Source organism: Streptomyces sp. NPDC048606 (genome assembly GCF_040650855.1).
GTDB lineage: Bacteria > Actinomycetota > Actinomycetes > Streptomycetales > Streptomycetaceae > Streptomyces.
Genome location: NZ_JBEZIB010000070.1, coordinates 1 through 16,062 on the forward strand (window position 1 = coordinate 1; position 16,062 = coordinate 16,062).

The 16,062-nt window shown below is 70.8% G+C and carries 13 protein-coding genes; 3 read left to right on the plus strand and 10 right to left on the minus strand.

The features are described 5' to 3' along the window. Positions 1–122: 122 nt before the first annotated feature. The 8 genes from rodA to AB0D01_RS38640 form a co-directional block, all read right to left on the minus strand. Complete coding sequence (gene rodA / locus AB0D01_RS38605) at positions 123–1,322, minus strand: rod shape-determining protein RodA (RefSeq protein WP_363063916.1); 1,200 nt, start codon at positions 1,320–1,322, stop codon at positions 123–125. Positions 1,323–1,331: 9 nt separating this feature from the next. After that, the gene (gene mrdA, locus AB0D01_RS38610) at positions 1,332–3,497 is read right to left on the minus strand and encodes a penicillin-binding protein 2 (RefSeq protein ID WP_363063896.1); all 2,166 of its coding nucleotides are present in this window, start codon (positions 3,495–3,497) and stop codon (positions 1,332–1,334) included. Positions 3,498–3,513: 16 nt separating this feature from the next. Continuing rightward, positions 3,514–4,209 carry a rod shape-determining protein MreD gene (gene mreD, locus AB0D01_RS38615; RefSeq protein ID WP_363063898.1) on the minus strand — a complete coding sequence of 232 codons (696 nt, stop codon included), beginning with the start codon at positions 4,207–4,209 and terminating at the stop codon, positions 3,514–3,516. Between the two features lie 12 nt (positions 4,210–4,221). Next, complete coding sequence (gene mreC, locus AB0D01_RS38620) at positions 4,222–5,169, minus strand: rod shape-determining protein MreC (protein ID WP_363063900.1); 948 nt, start codon at positions 5,167–5,169, stop codon at positions 4,222–4,224. 167 nt (positions 5,170–5,336) lie between these two features. After that, positions 5,337–6,356, minus strand: a complete 1,020-nt coding sequence (locus tag AB0D01_RS38625; protein WP_030008578.1) for a rod shape-determining protein — start codon at positions 6,354–6,356, stop codon at positions 5,337–5,339. A gap of 316 nt (positions 6,357–6,672) precedes the next feature. Continuing rightward, entirely contained in the window at positions 6,673–7,083 is a 411-nt protein-coding gene (gene ndk, locus AB0D01_RS38630; protein WP_363063902.1) for a nucleoside-diphosphate kinase, read from the minus strand. 63 nt (positions 7,084–7,146) lie between these two features. Next, on the minus strand, positions 7,147–7,506 hold the full coding sequence (locus AB0D01_RS38635; protein WP_363063904.1) for a DUF4233 domain-containing protein: 360 nt from the start codon (positions 7,504–7,506) through the stop codon (positions 7,147–7,149). A 7-nt stretch (positions 7,507–7,513) separates the two neighbouring features. Further along, positions 7,514–8,971: a folylpolyglutamate synthase/dihydrofolate synthase family protein gene (locus tag AB0D01_RS38640; protein WP_363063918.1), complete on the minus strand. Its 1,458-nt coding sequence runs from the start codon at positions 8,969–8,971 to the stop codon at positions 7,514–7,516. Positions 8,972–9,168: 197 nt separating this feature from the next. On the opposite strand from AB0D01_RS38640, the gene AB0D01_RS38645 reads away from it, so the two are divergent. Further along, a complete protein-coding gene (locus tag AB0D01_RS38645; RefSeq protein ID WP_363063906.1) occupies positions 9,169–10,218 on the plus strand; it encodes a rod shape-determining protein in 1,050 nt (349 codons plus the stop codon). Between the two features lie 9 nt (positions 10,219–10,227). Here AB0D01_RS38645 and AB0D01_RS38650 read toward each other — a convergent pair whose 3' ends face one another. Next, positions 10,228–11,376, minus strand: coding sequence for a histidine kinase (locus AB0D01_RS38650; RefSeq protein WP_363063908.1), 1,149 nt, complete (start codon positions 11,374–11,376; stop codon positions 10,228–10,230). 174 nt (positions 11,377–11,550) lie between these two features. Between AB0D01_RS38650 and AB0D01_RS38655 the strand changes: the two genes are divergently transcribed. Then, positions 11,551–12,132, plus strand: a complete 582-nt coding sequence (locus AB0D01_RS38655; RefSeq protein WP_363063910.1) for a vitamin K epoxide reductase family protein — start codon at positions 11,551–11,553, stop codon at positions 12,130–12,132. Positions 12,133–12,217: 85 nt separating this feature from the next. Here the strand turns inward: AB0D01_RS38655 and AB0D01_RS38660 are convergent, their stop codons facing one another. Next, a complete protein-coding gene (locus tag AB0D01_RS38660; RefSeq protein WP_363063912.1) occupies positions 12,218–14,839 on the minus strand; it encodes a valine--tRNA ligase in 2,622 nt (873 codons plus the stop codon). 126 nt (positions 14,840–14,965) lie between these two features. Here AB0D01_RS38660 and AB0D01_RS38665 point away from each other — a divergent pair, with 126 nt between their 5' ends. Further along, on the plus strand, positions 14,966–15,943 hold the full coding sequence (locus AB0D01_RS38665; RefSeq protein WP_363063914.1) for a hypothetical protein: 978 nt from the start codon (positions 14,966–14,968) through the stop codon (positions 15,941–15,943). Positions 15,944–16,062: the final 119 nt, after the last annotated feature.

Sequence of the window (16,062 nt, forward strand, 5' to 3'; positions counted from 1 at the left end):
TCGGCGCCGCGCATGAGCATGCGGTTGGTCCAGCGTCCGAACGCGTGGCGGTCGTCCGCGGGGACGCCGAGCAGTTCGCCGATCACCGTGATCGGCGCCCGTCCGTCCGTCGGCCCGTCCGCCTACGCGCTTATCGGCCGTTGGACCCGGATCGACTGGAGCAGCCCGACGGCCACCCACACGGCGAACATCGACGAGCCTCCGTAGGACACGAACGGCAGCGGCAGACCGGCCACCGGCATGATCCCCAGGTTCATCCCGATGTTCTCGAAGGCCTGGAACGCGAACCAGGCGATGATCCCGGCGGCCACGATGGTGCCGTACAGCTCGGTGGTGGCGCGGGCGATCATGCAGGCGCGCCACAGGATCACCCCGAGCAGGCCGATGATCAGGATGCCGCCGGCGAAGCCGAGCTCCTCCCCCGCCACGGTGAACACGAAGTCGGTCTGCTGCTCCGGCACGAACTGTCCGGTGGTCTGCGGGCCCTTGAACAGGCCGGAGCCCATCAGGCCGCCGCCGCCGATCGCAATGCGGGCCTGGTTGGTGTTGTAGCCGGCGCCGGAGGGGTCGAGCGCGGGGTTGGCGAAGGCGGCGAAGCGGTTGATCTGGTACTGGTCGAGCACGCCCAGCTGCCAGATCAGGATCGCGCCGGCTGTCCCGGCGCCGATCAGCCCGAGCACCCAGCGGTTGGAGGCTCCGGACGCCAGCAGCACCCCGAGCACGATGACGACCATCACCATGACCGACCCGAGGTCGGGCATCAGCATGACGATGCCCATGGGCGCGGCGGCCAGGCACAGCGCCTTGACGACGGTCCGGTGCTCGGGATGCTCCAGGTCGCCCGCGTCCACCCGGGCCGCCAGCAGCATCGCCATCACCAGGATGATCGTGACCTTCACGAACTCCGAGGGCTGGAGCGAGAAGCCGCCGCCGACGACGATCCAGGCGTGGGCGCCGTTGATGGTGGCGCCGAGCGGGGTGAGCACGGCCGCGACCAGCACGAGCGAGAGCCCGTACAGGACGGGGACGGCGCCGCGCAGGTTGCGGTGGCCGAGCAGGACCGTCGCGATCATCAGGACCAGGCCGATGCCGGTGTTGAGCAGGTGGCGCCAGAGGAAGTACTGCGGGTCGCCCTGGTTGAGGTAGTCGCGGTGGCGGGTCGCGGACCACACCAGCAGGGCGCCGATGAGTGACAGTGCGAGGGCCGACAGCAGTATCGACCAGTCGAGTCGGCGCAGGACCGAGTCGCGGGCCGTCAGCCGGTTGAGCGGGCCCTTGCGGGGCGCGTACCGGGACACGGAGAACTTGTTGGCGGTCTGCATCATCACGTCTCAGTCATGCCGCAGGGGAGGCGGGCCGGCGAGTGCGGGGGGCGCCAGGTCCTCCGGGGACGGGGGCACGTACGGCTTGATCTCGGGGGCGTCGATGCTGCCGTCGGGGTGGACGGTGGGCAGCTTCGCCTCCGGCCGGGGCAGGAGGGCCTTGCCCGTGTCCTTCCCCTCCATGGTGAGGCCGTACATCGCGTTGTAGATGTTGCGCACGGCGGGGCCCGAGGCGCCGGAGCCGGTGCCGCCCTGGGAGATCGTCATCACGATGGTGAAGTCGTCGGTGTAGGTCGCCAGCCAGGAGGTGGTCTGCTTGCCGTAGACCTGGGCGGTGCCGGTCTTGGCCCGCAGCGGGATCCGGTCCAGCGGCCAACCGCCGAACCGCCAGGCGGCGGTGCCGCCGGGTTCGACGACCATGCGCAGGCCCTTGTCGAGGTCCTTGACGGTCTTGGCGTCGACGGGCAGCCTGCCGTGGGCCGCGGGCTTGATCTCCTCGACCTTGCCGTCGGGGCTGACCACGGCCTTGCCGACGGTGGGGTTGTAGAGGGTGCCGCCGTTGCTGATCGCGGCGTAGGCGGTGGCCATCTGGATGGGGGTGACGAGGACGTCGCCCTGGCCGATGGCGAAGTTGATGCTGTCGTAGGCCTTCAGCTGGTTGCCTTCGAGGCAGCTCTCGTAGGCGATCTGCTCGACGTAGGTGCCGCCCTTCTTGCCCTGCTTGCACCAGGAGGCCTTGTTGGCCTCCCAGAAGCTCTGCTTCCAGTGGCGGTCGGGGATGCGGCCGGTGACCTCGTTGGGCAGGTCGATGCCGGTCTCGGAGCCGAGTCCGAACTCGCGGGCGGTGCGGTAGAACCAGTCGTGCGCGTCCTTCTTGGGCTCCAGGCCGCCGTCGTGCTGCCACTCCTTGTGGCCGAGGGCGTAGAAGACGGTGTTGCAGGAGAACTTGAGCGCCTCGCCGAGGGTGATGGGGCCGTGCCCCTGGGACTCGAAGTTGGCGAAGCTGCGGCCGCCCATGCTGTAGGAGGCGCTGCAGTTGTACTTGTCGTTGAAGGGGTAGCCGGCGCGCACGGCGGCGCTCGCGGAGACCACCTTGAAGATGGAGCCCGCGGGGGCCTGGCCCTGGATGGCGCGGTTGAGCAGCGGGTAGTTGGAGTCCTTGCTGGTGAGGCGGGCGTAGTCCTGGCCGGAGATGCCGCCGACCCAGGCGTTGGGGTCGTAGTCGGGCTGGGAGGCCATGGCGACGACGCGGCCGGTCTTGGTCTCCATGACGACGACGGCGCCGGAGTCGGCCTCGTACTTGCGTCCGGTGATGTTGTCGGTCTCGTTGCGGACGGCCTTCATGGCCTGCTGGAGCTCGTACTCGGCGACGGCCTGGACGCGGGCGTCGATGCTGGTGACGAGCGTGGAGCCGGCGACGCCCGGGTCGGACTTCGTCTGGTCCATGACGCGTCCGAGGTTGTCGACCTCGTACGAGGTGACCTGCGCCTTGCCCCGCAGCTGCCTGTCGTACGTGCGCTCGATGCCGGAGCGGCCGACCTGGTCGGAGCGCAGGTGCGGCGAGTCGCTGTCCTTGGCCTTCTGGATCTCGTCGTCGGTGACGGGCGAGAGGTAGCCGAGGACCTGCGCGATGCGGGCGCCGCCGGGCGCGGGGTAGCGGCGTACGGCGGTGGGTTCGGCGGTGATGCCGGGGAAGTCCTCGGGGCGTTCGCGGATCTGCAGGGCCTGCTGGGTGGTGGCTTCCAGGGTGACCGGGATCGGCTGGTAGGGGGAGCCGTTCCAGCAGGGCTTGGGGGTCTTGGAGTCGCAGAGCCGGACCTTGTCCATGACGTCCTGCGGCTTCATGTCCAGGACCCCGGCGAGGCGGGTCAGGACCTCCTTGCCCCGGTCCTTTATCCGCATCAGTTCCGTGCGGGACGCGGAGACCACGAGACGGGTCTCGTTGTCGGCGAGCGGGACCCCGCGGGCGTCGAGGACGGCCCCGCGCACGGCGGGCTGCACCACCCGCTGGACGTGGTTGTTGCGGGCCGCGTCGGCGTACTCGTGGCCGTTGCGGATCTGGAGGTACCAGAGCCGGCCACCGAGGGTGAACAGCAGGGAGAAGACGAGGATCTGGATGATGGCGAGCCGGATCTGCACCCGGGGGGTGCGGCCGGTCTCGGGAATGTTGGTCATGCCTCGTGCTCCCCCGTCACAGCTTCCTGACGCTCTTCACGCCTTTGACGCCCTTTATGCGGCCGGCCCGGTTGGCCCGCAGCCGGCTGCTCTTCATCCGCAGGCCGCCCCGCTGGCTGCCGATCCGCAGCCCCGTGCCGCCGGCCAGCCAACCGGAGGACACGTCCTTGCCCTGGGGCGGACCGCCGCCGGCCTCCACCGCCATCGGGTCGTTCTCGGCCCGGCGGGCGAGGGCCATGATGAACGGCACCGTGAAGGGCGCCAGCAGCAGGTCGTAGAGGGTGGCGGTGAACACCAGCCCGGTCAGGCCCACGTGCCGGGCGGCGGTGTCGCCGACGAGGGCGCCCACCCCGGCGTAGAGGAGGGTGGAGCCGATCGCCGCGGCCACGACGGTGAGCATCGGGCCCCAGGCGGAGCGGAAGCGCCCGTTGTCGGGACGGACGAGGCCGACGAGGTAGCCGATCAGGCACAGGACGAGCGCGTACCGCCCGGCGGCGTGGTCGGCGGGCGGCGCCAGGTCCGTCAGGAGGCCCGCGCCGAAGCCGATGAGGGCGCCGCCGAGGTGTCCGTAGACCAGGGCGAGCGCGACGACGGTCAGCAGGACGAGGTCGGGGACGGCGCCCGGGAGCTGGAGCCGTCCGAGGACGGCGACCTGGATGACGAGGGCGACCACGACCAGCGTGGCCGACAGCAGAATCCGGTTGAAGCGCATGATCGTCGGCCCCTACTCGTCTTCCGGCTTGGCGGGCGCGCCGGCCGACGCCGACGGGGTCACCGTGACGGTGACCGTCGGGGTCGGCTTGGGCCCTTCGGGCTTGGGCGGCAGGACGGCGTCGCGCGGGTCCTCGCGCGGGGGCATGACCACCACGCCGACGATGTCCAGGCGGGAGAACCCGACGAACGGGCGGACCCAGACGGTGCGGGTCAGATCGCCCCGCACGGGTTCGATCTTGACGATCTCTCCGATCGGGACGCCGGGCACGAAGGGCTTGTTGCCGCGCGAACCGAAGGTCACGAGCCGGTCCCCCGGGTTGATCCGCGCCCGCCCGTTGAGCATCTGCACGGACAGGGCGCGGTCGCCCTGTCCGGTGGCGAAGCCGAGTTCGCCGGTCTTCTCCAGGCGGGTGCCGACGGTGAAGTCGGGGTCGTTGGCGAGGACCACGGTCGCGGTGTCGGGGCCGACGGTGGCGACGCGGCCGACGAGTCCGTCGCCGTTGAGGACGGTCATGTCCCGCTCGATGCCGTCCTTGCTGCCCGCGTCGATGGTGACGGTCCAGGAGAAGCCCTGGGCCGCTCCTATGGCGATGACCTCCGCGCCCTTGATGCCGTACTGGCCGGCGCCGGCGCGCTTGAGCATCTCGTCGAGCTCGCGGATGCGGTTGCGGGTCTGGTCGTCACTGCCCAGCTTGGTCTTCAGCGCCGTGTTCTCGCGCTCCAGGACCGCGATCCGGCTGTGGCGCCCGCCGGAGTCGCGTACCGCCCCTATGGCGTGGGCGACCGGGTCCACGGCCGTGGCCACGCCCTTCTCGACGGGGCCGAAGACCGCCGCGGCGGCCTGCCGGGCACCGTCCACCGGCGACTGCTCTCCCGCCCTGATGTCCACCGTGATCAACGCGAACGCGATGGCGATCAGCAGTACCAGGAGCAGCCGGCTCTCTCGTGTGTCCCTCACGTGCGGCGGCCGTGCCTTCCTCGTAGAAACCGTGCGGCGGAGCCGCTCCGACGGGAGCCGGGTTTCCGTCCGGACTGTGCCTGTATATCAACGATCCGCCGCACCGGCGCGCTAGCACCCGTACGGCGGATCCTTGTGTTCCGCATGCCCCGTTCGTGGGGTTTCGCTCACCGCCGGGGCTGGGCGTCCAGGACCTGCTGGAGGGCTTCGAACTCCTCGACGCACTTGCCGGAGCCGAGGGCCACGGAGTCCAGGGGGTCCTCCGCGATGTGGATCGGCATGCCGGTCTCCCGGCGCAGGCGTTCGTCGAGACCGCGCAGCAGGGCGCCGCCGCCGGTCAGCACGATGCCCCGGTCCATGATGTCGCCGGAGAGCTCCGGCGGGCACTTGTCGAGGGTGGTCTTGACGGCGTCGACGATGGAGTTGACCGGCTCCTCGATGGCCTTGCGCACCTCGGCGGCCGAGATGACGACGGTCTTCGGGAGGCCGGAGACGAGGTCACGGCCGCGGATCTCGGTGTGCTCGTCCTTGTCGAGGTCGTACGCCGACCCGATCGTGATCTTGATCTGCTCGGCGGTGCGTTCGCCGAGGAGGAGCGAGTACTCCTTCTTGATGTGCTGGATGATCGCGTTGTCCAGCTCGTCGCCGGCGACGCGGATCGACTGCGCCGTGACGATTCCGCCGAGGGAGATGACGGCGACCTCGGTGGTGCCGCCGCCGATGTCCACGACCATGTTGCCGGTGGCCTCGTGGACGGGCAGGCCCGAGCCGATGGCGGCGGCCATGGGCTCCTCGATGATGTGCACCTGGCGGGCGCCGGCCTGCGTGGACGCCTCGATGACGGCGCGGCGCTCCACTCCCGTGATGCCGGAGGGCACGCATACCACCACGCGCGGGCGGGCCAGGTAGCGTCGCTTGTGGATCTTGAGGATGAAGTACCGGAGCATGCGCTCGGTGATCTCGAAGTCGGCGATCACGCCGTCCTTGAGCGGACGGACGGCGACGATGTTGCCGGGCGTTCGGCCGATCATCTTCTTCGCCTCGGATCCGACCGCGAGGATTCCACCGGTGTTCGTGTTGATGGCGACCACGGACGGCTCGTTCAGAACGATTCCCCGGCCCCTCACGTACACCAGCGTGTTGGCGGTCCCGAGGTCGATCGCCATGTCACGGCCGATGAACGACATGTTGTTCCCCTTGTTCCCCATGAGGAGCGTCTGGCCTTCCAGTTGATAGCGGCTGCTGTCAGGTCGGCGAGGTGGGTGTGTGGGTGGAGGCCCCATCGTAGTGCCGCAGGTACGGACATCGCGCGACGGGACTCCGGCAATCCCGCCGGAACGGATACCCGCCCCCTTAGTGGTGACGTCGTGTCCTGTCCTTGCGTTCCCGGTCGGCGGCCCCAATACCGAAGGGCGACCGAAATTACTTCGGTCGCCCCAGGTCATGAGCGCTATTTGGCTGATGTCTCGTCAGGAAAGAGCGCTCGGGAAGGCTCTCGGGGTACTAGAGCGCGGGGAAGAACAGCTTCAGCTCGCGCTCCGCCGACTCCTCGGAATCCGAGGCGTGGATCAGGTTCTCCCGGGTGATGGTGCCGAAGTCGCCGCGGATGGATCCGGGCGCGGCGGCGATCGGGTCGGTGGGTCCGGCGAGCTGTCGGACACCCTCGATCACGCGTTCCCCTTCCACCACCAGGGCGACGACGGGGCCGCTCGACATGAAGCCCATGAGGGGCTCGTAGAAAACCTTGCCCTTGTGCTCGCCGTAGTGGGTCTCCAGCGTCTCCTGGTCCAGCGTGCGCAGCTCCAGCGCGGGGATGGTCCAGCCGGCCTTCCGCTCGATGCGACCGATGATCTCACCGATCAGGCCGCGACGGACGGCGTCGGGCTTGAGCAGGACGAGCGTGCGCTGGGTCATGTGACACTCCTTGCGGCATACGGGTGCGGTAGGGCGAATCTACAGGGCCGAACGGGGCCCCCGTCACGCAGCGTCAGGGGCGCCGCTCTCCGCCTGCGCGGCCGCCCAGCGGGCCTTGATCGCGTCGATCCTGCGGCCGTAGTGCACCGAGCACCACCACAGGGCCGCGAAGACCCCGCCCAGGAAGAACATCGTGGGCACCACGAAGCCGCTGGCGATCAGACCGATCTGCAGGGCCCAGCCCAGCTGCACCGCGCCGGGGCGCGAGAGCATCCCGCACAGCAGCACCGACAGCAGCATGGTCACACCGCAGACGGTCCACACCTGGGCCTGGGTCAGGTCCGGGTTCTTCATGGCCACCAGGCCCGCGAAACCGATGACGAAGAATTCACCGATCAGCGTGCTCGCGCAGAGCGTGCGCATGGATCCCTCAGCCCCTCTTGAACAGCAGGCGGGCCTCGCCCACCGTGATCACGGAACCGGTCACCAGAACGCCGGCCCCTCCGTATTCGGCCTCTTCCTCCGCCAGGGTGATCGCCGCCTCCAGGGCGTCGTCCAGGCGCGGTTCCACCTGCACCCGGTCCGGCCCGAAGACCTCCACCGCGACGGCCGCCAGCTCGTCCGCCGACAGCGCGCGGTGGCTGGAGTTCTCCGTGACGACGACCTCCGCGAAGATCGGCTCGAAGGCCTCCAGGACGCCCTTGACGTCCTTGCCCTCGCTCGCCGCGACCACGCCGATCAGCCGGCTGAAGCCGAAGGACTCGGTCACCGCGTCGGCGGTCACCCGGGCGCCCGCGGGGTTGTGCGCGGCGTCCAGGACCACGGTCGGGCTGCGACGCACGACCTCCATGCGGCCCGGCGAGGTCACCGAGGCGAACGCCCGGCGCACCGTCTCCACGTCCAGCTCCCGCGCGTGCTCCGCGCCGACGCCGAAGAAGGCCTCCACGGCCGCCAGCGCCACCGCCGCGTTGTGCGCCATGTGGGCCCCGTACAGCGGCAGGAAGATGCCGTCGTACTCGCCGCCGACCCCGCGCAGGGTCAGCATCTGCCCGCCGACCGCGACCTCGCGGGAGACCACGCCGAACTCCATGCCCTCACGGGCCACCGTCGCGTCCACCTCGACGGCCTTCTTCAGCAGCACCTGCGCCGCGTCCACCGGCTGCTGCGCCAGGATCACGGTGGCGTCCTGCTTGATGATGCCGCCCTTCTCCCCCGCGATCTCACCGGGCGTGGAGCCGAGCCGGTCGGTGTGGTCGAGGCTGATCGGGGTGATCACCGCGACGGAGGCGTCGATCACGTTCGTGGCGTCCCAGCTGCCGCCCATGCCGACCTCGATGACGGCCGCGTCGACGGGGGCGTCGGCGAAGGCCGCGTAGGCCATGCCGGTCAGCACCTCGAAGAACGACAGCCGGTACTCCTCGGCGGCGTCGACCATCTCCACGTACGGCTTGACGTCGTGGTACGTCTCGACGAAGCGCTCGGGGTCGATCGGCAGCCCGTCGAGGCTGATCCGCTCGGTGATCGACTGCACGTGCGGGCTCGTGTAGCGACCGGTGCGCAGGTCGAAGGCGTTCAGCAGGGCCTCGATCATGCGGGCGGTGCTGGTCTTGCCGTTGGTGCCGGTGACGTGGATCGTCGGGTACGCGCGCTGCGGCTCCCCCAGGACGTCCATCAGGGCGGCGATGCGGCTGACCGAGGGTTCGAGCTTGGTCTCGCCCCAACGGGTCGCGAGCTCCTGCTCCACCTCCAGCAGCGCCTTGGCCACCTCCGGGTCCTCGGGGCGGGACGGCACCGGGTCGCCCGCGGGCGGTCCGGCCTGGGCGCGCAGGGTGCGGCTGCCGGCCTCGATCACCGCCAGGTCGGGGTCGCGGTCGGATTCCTCCGCCACTATCTGGTCGAACTCGTCGAAGGAGTCGGCGAGGTGGTCGACGTCGTCGCGGTCGTGGCTCTCGGGCTGCTGCTCACTCACGCACCCAGTCTACGGACGAGGACCCCAGGGACTTTCGACACGGCCGTTTCGGGACGTTCGGCGCACACCGCGACCTGATCGTTATGCAAGCCTTGCGGCAGGAGATTGGGGAACAAATGCCGCAGGCCAGTACCACCGCGTCCGCTTCCAGCCGCGACATAGGCATCGATCTGGGGACCGCCAACACCCTCGTCTACGCCCGGGGACACGGGATCGTCCTCAATGAGCCGTCCGTGGTGGCGGTCAAGGCCGGCACCACCACCGCCCTCGCCGTCGGGACCGAGGCCAAGGAGACCATCGGCCGCACCCCCGGCTCCATCACCGCGATCCGCCCCCTGAAGGACGGGGTGATCTGCGACTACGAGGCGGCCGAGGAGATGATCCGGCACTTCGTCCGCAAGGCCGTGCCCGGCCGGCGGCCCCGCACCCGCATGGTGATCTGCGTTCCCTCCGGGGTGACCCCCGTCGAGCGCAGGGCGATCATCCACGCCTCCACCCGGGCCGGGGCCAAGACCGTCCACCTGATCGAGGAACCCATGGCCGCGGCGATCGGCGCCGGGCTGCCGGTGGCCGAGGCCCGCGGATCGATGGTGGTCGACATCGGCGGCGGGACCTCCGAGGTGGCCGTCATCTCGCTGGGCGGCATCGTCACCTCCCAGTCGCTGCGGGTCGGCGGCGACCGCCTCGACGCGGCGATCATCGACCACGTCCGCAAGGAGCACGCGCTGCTCATCGGGGAGCGCACCGCCGAGGACGTCAAGATCGCCATCGGTTCTGCGTGGCCCGTCCCCGACCGGCCCGAGTGGGAGACCCGCACCTTCACCGTGCGCGGCCGCGAGAAGGTCGGCGGCATGCCGAAGACCCTGGAGCTGACCGCGACCGACGTCCGCGCCGCCCTCGACGAGCCCGTCGAGGCCGTCATCGCCGCCGTCCGCGCCACCCTGGAGGAGTGCCCGCCGGAACTGTCCGGCGACGTGATGGAGCACGGCATCGTCCTGACCGGCGGCGGCGCGCTCCTGCCCGGACTCGACCTGCGCATCGCCTCCGCCACCGGCATCCCCGTCTTCGTCGCGGACGCCCCGCTGGACTGCGTGGCCCTCGGCTCGGGTCGCTGCGTGGAGGACTTCGACTCCCTCACCTCCCTGCTGGCGCCGGGCCGGGTCTGAGCCCCGCCCTCAGCCGCGCGGCACGACGGCGATGACCACGTACGCGTCCTGCGTACGCGTCGCCGTCAACGTGCCGCCGAGACTGCTCACGCGCTCCGACATGCTCGCCGTGCCCGAACCCGCCGAGACCGGGGCCAGGGCCGGCGCCCGGGCCGGGAGGGCGTTGCTGACGGCAATCCGCAGCCGGGGCCCCTCGGCGCAGATCGACACGTCGATGGTCTCCCCGTGGGCGTGCTTGGCGGCGTTCGTCAGGCACTCCTGCACCACCCGGTAGACCGCGGCCTGCCGCAGCGGCGACAGTCCGTGCGCCTCGGGGTCCATCACGAGCCGGACGGGCGAGCCGGCCCGGCCGCTCTCCTCCGCGAGGGCCGTCAGCCCCTCCACGCCGGGGGTCGAGGCGCGCTCCCCGCGCTGCACGATGATCTCGTTCAGCACCAGGTGCGCCCGGCGCGCGGTGTCGGCCAGCTCCTCGAAGTCCTTCGCGTACGCCGTCTCGCGCGCCCGCATCGACAGCACCTCGGAGCGCACGGTCAGCAGGGTCAGCTCGCGCCCGACGAAGTCGTGGACGTCCCGGGCGACGGACGTGCGCTCCTGCTCCACCGCCCCGCGCACCGCCGACTCCGCCCGCCGGGCCTCCAGCTCGCGCACCAGGTCGTGGCGGAACGCGGCGACCCCGACGAAGGAGGCGAGGACCCCGATCGGCACGACCAGGCTGAGGAAGGAGCTGAGGCTGGCGGCCCTCGGTTCGGGCCAGCCCGGCACGCTGAAGACGCCGAGCGCGAAGGCGACGTAGCCGAGGGTGGCGACGATCGCGGCCCGGCGGCCGCGGTAGCGCCCGACGGAGTACAGGGCGAACTGGACCAGGGTCAGCTCGTGCAGCCAGCCGATGAACAGCAGGGCCGTGAGGAACGCCGGCCAGGGCGTGTGGCGCCGCACCAGCAGGGTCGCGCAGCCGGCCGCCAGCACCAGCGCGGCGGTCCAGCCGCCGAGCGAGTTGTCGGCGGCGGCGAGCCCGGGCAGGTCCAGGGCCATCAGACCCAGGCAGCTCAGGGCCGTGAGGACGTCCTGGGCCCGGGGCGAGTCGGCCCAGCCCTCGGCCATCCGGCGGCCGGCGGCCACCGCCCGGTGGTACGCCGACAGGACGGGCTTGACGTGCATGCCCACCATCATCCGTGGTCCGGGGCCCGGATCGGATCAGCATGTCGGACATATGAAGTGATATACGGCACTCCGCTTGGGGTCGAACGTCTCCCCCGGGCCGGGTCGGACGCCCCGCGGACCCGCGACCTTCCGCCCTGGGACGGCCCGCGCCGCGCCCGTAGCGTCACGGGAATGACCCCCGCCGCGCCGCACGCCACCCCCGACACCCGCGAGGACCGGCGCACCGGCCTGGCCCTGCTCCTCGGCGGCCTCCTCGGCACCCTGGCCTCCGGCGTCCTCACGTACGAGCACCTGCGCTCCCTCGCGGACCCCGCCTTCGTCCCGGGGTGCGACGTCAACGCGGTCATCGGCTGCGGCGACGTGATGACCACCTGGCAGGGCAACCTCCTCGGCTTCCCCAACATGCTCCTCGGCCTCGCCGGCTTCGCCGCGCTCGCCGCACTCGGCGCGGCCCTCGCGGCGGGAGCGGCGCTCCCCCGCCTCCTGTGGCGCGCGCTGTGGACCGGCCTCGCGGCGGGCTTCGCGTTCACGGCGTGGCTGATCGGCCAGTGCCTGTACGAGATCGGCGCGCTGTGCCCGTGGTGCGCCCTGGTGTGGGCGGTGGTGATCCCGCTGTTCTGGTACGTCACCCGCCGGCTGTCCGCCCCCGGCTCCCCGCTGCGCGCCCTGCCCCACTGGCTGGTGCCCCTGACCCTGTACGCGGTCGTGGCGATCCTGGTCGTGACCCGCTTCGGGGGCCGGCTCCTGGCCTGAGCCCGCCGCACGGACACGCGGAAGGCCCCCGCCCCGTCGACGTGCGACGGTGCGGGGGCCTCGGGCGGCTTGGCGGACCGGTCGGTCAGGCCGCGGGGAGCGCGTCCAGCTGGGCCTGGATCCGGGCGATGTCGGCCTCGGCCTTGGCGAGCCGACCCTTGATCTTGTCCACGACGTTGTCGGGGGCCTTGGCCAGGAAGGCCTCGTTCCCCAGCTTCGCCTCGGCCTGCTGCTTCTCCTTCTCGGCGGCGCCGAGGTCCTTGGAGAGGCGCTTGCGCTCGGCGGCCACGTCGATGGTGCCGGACAGGTCCAGCGCGACCGTGGCCCCGCCGACGGGCAGGGTCGCCGTCGCGTTGAACTCCTCGCCCTCCGGCTGGAGGCGCAGCAGCTGACGGATGGCGCCCTCGTGCGCGGCCAGCGTCGTACCGGCCAGGTCCAGGCGGGCCGGGACCTTCTGGCCGGGCTGGAGGCCCTGGTCGGCGCGGAAGCGACGGACCTCGGTGACGACGGCCTGGAGGTTCTCGATCTCGGCCTCGGCGGCCTCGTCGCGGAAGCCGCTGTCCTTCGGCCAGTCGGCGACCACCAGGGACTCGCCGCCGGTCAGCGTGGTCCACAGCGTCTCGGTGACGAAGGGGACCACCGGGTGCAGCAGGCGCAGGGTGGTGTCCAGGACCTCGCCGAGGACGCGGCCGGAGACCCGGGCGCCCTCGCCGCCCGCGAAGAAGGTCGTCTTCGACAGCTCGACGTACCAGTCGAAGACCTCGTCCCACGCGAAGTGGTAGAGGGCCTCGCTGAGCTTCGAGAACTGGAAGTCCTCGTAGTACGCGTCGACCTGCGCGACGGTCTTGTTCAGCCGGGACAGGATCCAGCGGTCGGTCGCCGACATCTCCTCGGGGGCCGGCAGCTCGCCCTCGACGCTGGCGCCGTTCATCAGCGCGAAGCGGGTGGCGTTCCAGATCTTGTTGGCGAAGTTGCGGGACGCCTGGACCCAGTCCTCGCCGATCGGGACGTCGGTGCCGGGGTTGGCGCCCTTGGCCAGGGTGAAGCGGACGGCGTCGGAGCCGTACTTGTCCATCCAGTCCAGCGGGTCGACGACGTTGCCGAAGGACTTCGACATCTTCTTGCCGCGCTCGTCACGGACCAGACCGGTCAGCGCGATCGTCTTGAAGGGGACCTCGCCGTCCATGGCGTACAGGCCGAACATCATCATCCGGGCGACCCAGAAGAAGATGATGTCGTGGCCGGTGACCAGGACGTCGGTGGAGTAGAACTTCTCCAGGTCCGGGGTCTTCTCCGGCCAGCCGAGGGTGGAGAACGGCCACAGGCCGGAGGAGAACCAGGTGTCGAGGACGTCCGTGTCCTGGGTCCAGCCCTCGCCCGTGGGCGCCTCGTCGTCCGGTCCGACGCAGACGACCTCGCCGTCCGGGCCGTACCAGACCGGGATGCGGTGGCCCCACCACAGCTGGCGCGAGATGCACCAGTCGTTGAGGTTGTCGACCCAGTCGAAGTAGCGCTTCTCCATCTCCTGCGGGTGGATCGTGACCCGGCCGTCGCGGACCGCGTCACCGGCGGCCTTGGCGAGGGTCTCGACCTTGACCCACCACTGGAGGGACAGGCGCGGTTCGACGGTGGTGCTGCACCGCGAGCAGTGCCCGACGGAGTGCAGGTACGGGCGCTTCTCCGCGACGATGCGGCCCTGCTCGCGCAGGGCGCCGACGACGGCGCTGCGGGCCTCGAAGCGGTCCAGGCCCAGGAAGGGGCCGTGGACGGTGATGACGCCGTGCTCGTCCATGATCGTCATGGACGGCAGGTCGTGGCGCTGGCCGATGGCGAAGTCGTTCGGGTCGTGGGCGGGCGTCACCTTGACGCAGCCCGTGCCGAACTCGGGGTCGACGTGCGTGTCCGCGACGACCGGGATCGAACGGTCGGTCAGCGGCAGCTTGATGAGCCGGCCGATCAGGTGCTTGTAGCGCTCGTCGTCCGGGTGGACGGCGATGGCCGTGTCACCGAGCATCGTCTCGGCGCGGGTCGTCGCGACGACCAGGGTGTCCTCGCCCTCGCCGTACGTGATCGAGACCAGCTCGCCCGCGTCCTCCTGGTACTCCACCTCGATGTCCGAGATGGCCGTCAGACAGCGGGGGCACCAGTTGATGATGCGCTCGGCGCGGTAGATCAGCTCGTCGTCGTAGAGCTTCTTGAAGATCGTCTGGACGGCCTCGGAGAGACCCTCGTCCATGGTGAAGCGCTCGCGCGACCAGTCGACGCCGTCGCCGAGCCGGCGCATCTGGCCGAGGATCTTGCCGCCGTACTCTTCCTTCCACTGCCAGACGCGCTCGACGAACTCCTCGCGGCCCAGGTCGTGGCGGGACTTGCCCTCCTCGGCGAGCTGCTGCTCGACCTTGTTCTGGGTCGCGATGCCGGCGTGGTCCATGCCGGGCAGCCACAGGGCCTCGTAACCCTGCATGCGCTTGCGGCGGGTCAGGGCGTCCATCAGCGTGTGCTGGAAGGCGTGGCCCAGGTGGAGGGAGCCGGTGACGTTCGGCGGCGGGATGACGATCGTGTACGGGGGCTTCTCGCTCGCCGGGTCGGCGGTGAAGTAGCCACGCTCCACCCAGCGCTCGTAGAGCTTCCCCTCTACCTCGGCCGGCGCGTACTGGGTCGGCAGTTCGGAGTCGGGGGCGCTGGGTGTCTGCGTGTTCTCGGTCACGGGCACAGTTTAGAGGCGTAACGGTCCGGTACTGAAACCGGTAAACCGGGGGCCCGGCTCCCTCGGCGCCGGGGCGTTCCGCCAGGATGTGAGGAACGAATAAGCAACCTCACAGGGGGACGCGGGATGAGTTACAACCAGCCGGGCCCGTACGGGCAGCAGCCGCAGCAGCCGGGTCCCTACGGGCAGCAGCCCCCGCCCCCGAACCCGTACGGGCAGCAGCAGCCGCAGCCCGGCTACGGATACCCCCAGCAGGCCCCGCCGGGCGTCCCGCCGCAGGGCTATCCCCAGCAGCCCCCACAGCCCGGCTACCCGCAGCAGCCCCCGCCGCCGCCGGGCTACCCCCAGCAGCCTCAGCAGCCCTCCTACGGCTACCAGCAGCCGGCCACGCCCCCGTACGGCGGCGGCGCCGTGCCCCCGCAGGACCCGCCGAAGAAGTCGAAGACCGGGCTCGTCATCGGCGCGGTCGTGGCCATCGCGGCCATCGGCGGCGGCGCCTGGTACTTCCTCGGTGCCGGGGACCCCGTCTCGGAGGACACCAAGGGCTACAAGCTGGTCGCCCCGGAGTCGGTGGGCGAGTTCCAGAAGAACCCGAAGTACCAGGAAACCCCGATGACCGACGAGGAGAAGAAGCAGACCAAGGCCGCAGGCGTCAACGACGCCGCGAAGGTGGAGATGAGCTACACCACCGGCGACCCGAAGAACCCCCTGACCTCGAAGGCCATCAACCTCACGGGTTACTGGGGCTCGCTCGGCAGCCCGGAGAAGTCGGTGGACGCGTACTTCGCCGCGCTCAAGCTGAGCCTCGCGAAGAACGACAAGGTGACGGTCGAGACCGCGGGCACCCCCGCGGAGTTCACCCCCGACGGCTTCAAGGGCGCCGTGATGAAGTGCCAGGAGTTCAAGTTCATCGCCAAGGACACGGCAGCCAAGGGACCGAAGGAATCGGTCGTTCCCGTCTGTGTCTGGGCCGACTACAGCACCCTCGCCTCGGTCAGCGCCTCGGACGCGGGCGCCATCCTCACCGGCAAGCCGGGCTACACCCTGGCGCAGGCCTCGGACTTCGCCGCGAAGCTCTACAACACGGCCCGCGTCAAGAAGTAGCGGTCCCGCACACGCGAGAGGGGGGGGGGCGGGCGGAGGCGGGGGGCGCGCGCGCCGGGGGGGAGGTCGGGGAGCGGCTGCAGCTGGTGCGGGTCGCGCAGAGGGGGGGGCGGGGCGTC

Bases quoted from the DNA above. Each gene is read 5' to 3' on its own strand.
- rodA (WP_363063916.1), bottom strand. From the start codon at position 1,322: ATGCAGACCGCCAACAAGTTCTCCGTGTCCCGGTACGCGCCCCGCAAG.
- mrdA (WP_363063896.1), bottom strand. From the start codon at position 3,497: ATGACCAACATTCCCGAGACCGGCCGCACCCCCCGGGTGCAGATCCGG.
- mreD (WP_363063898.1), bottom strand. From the start codon at position 4,209: ATGCGCTTCAACCGGATTCTGCTGTCGGCCACGCTGGTCGTGGTCGCC.
- AB0D01_RS38625 (WP_030008578.1), bottom strand. From the start codon at position 6,356: ATGTCGTTCATCGGCCGTGACATGGCGATCGACCTCGGGACCGCCAAC.
- ndk (WP_363063902.1), bottom strand. From the start codon at position 7,083: ATGACCCAGCGCACGCTCGTCCTGCTCAAGCCCGACGCCGTCCGTCGC.
- AB0D01_RS38635 (WP_363063904.1), bottom strand. From the start codon at position 7,506: ATGCGCACGCTCTGCGCGAGCACGCTGATCGGTGAATTCTTCGTCATC.
- AB0D01_RS38645 (WP_363063906.1), top strand. From the start codon at position 9,169: ATGCCGCAGGCCAGTACCACCGCGTCCGCTTCCAGCCGCGACATAGGC.
- AB0D01_RS38650 (WP_363063908.1), bottom strand. From the start codon at position 11,376: ATGCACGTCAAGCCCGTCCTGTCGGCGTACCACCGGGCGGTGGCCGCC.
- AB0D01_RS38655 (WP_363063910.1), top strand. From the start codon at position 11,551: ATGACCCCCGCCGCGCCGCACGCCACCCCCGACACCCGCGAGGACCGG.
- AB0D01_RS38665 (WP_363063914.1), top strand. From the start codon at position 14,966: ATGAGTTACAACCAGCCGGGCCCGTACGGGCAGCAGCCGCAGCAGCCG.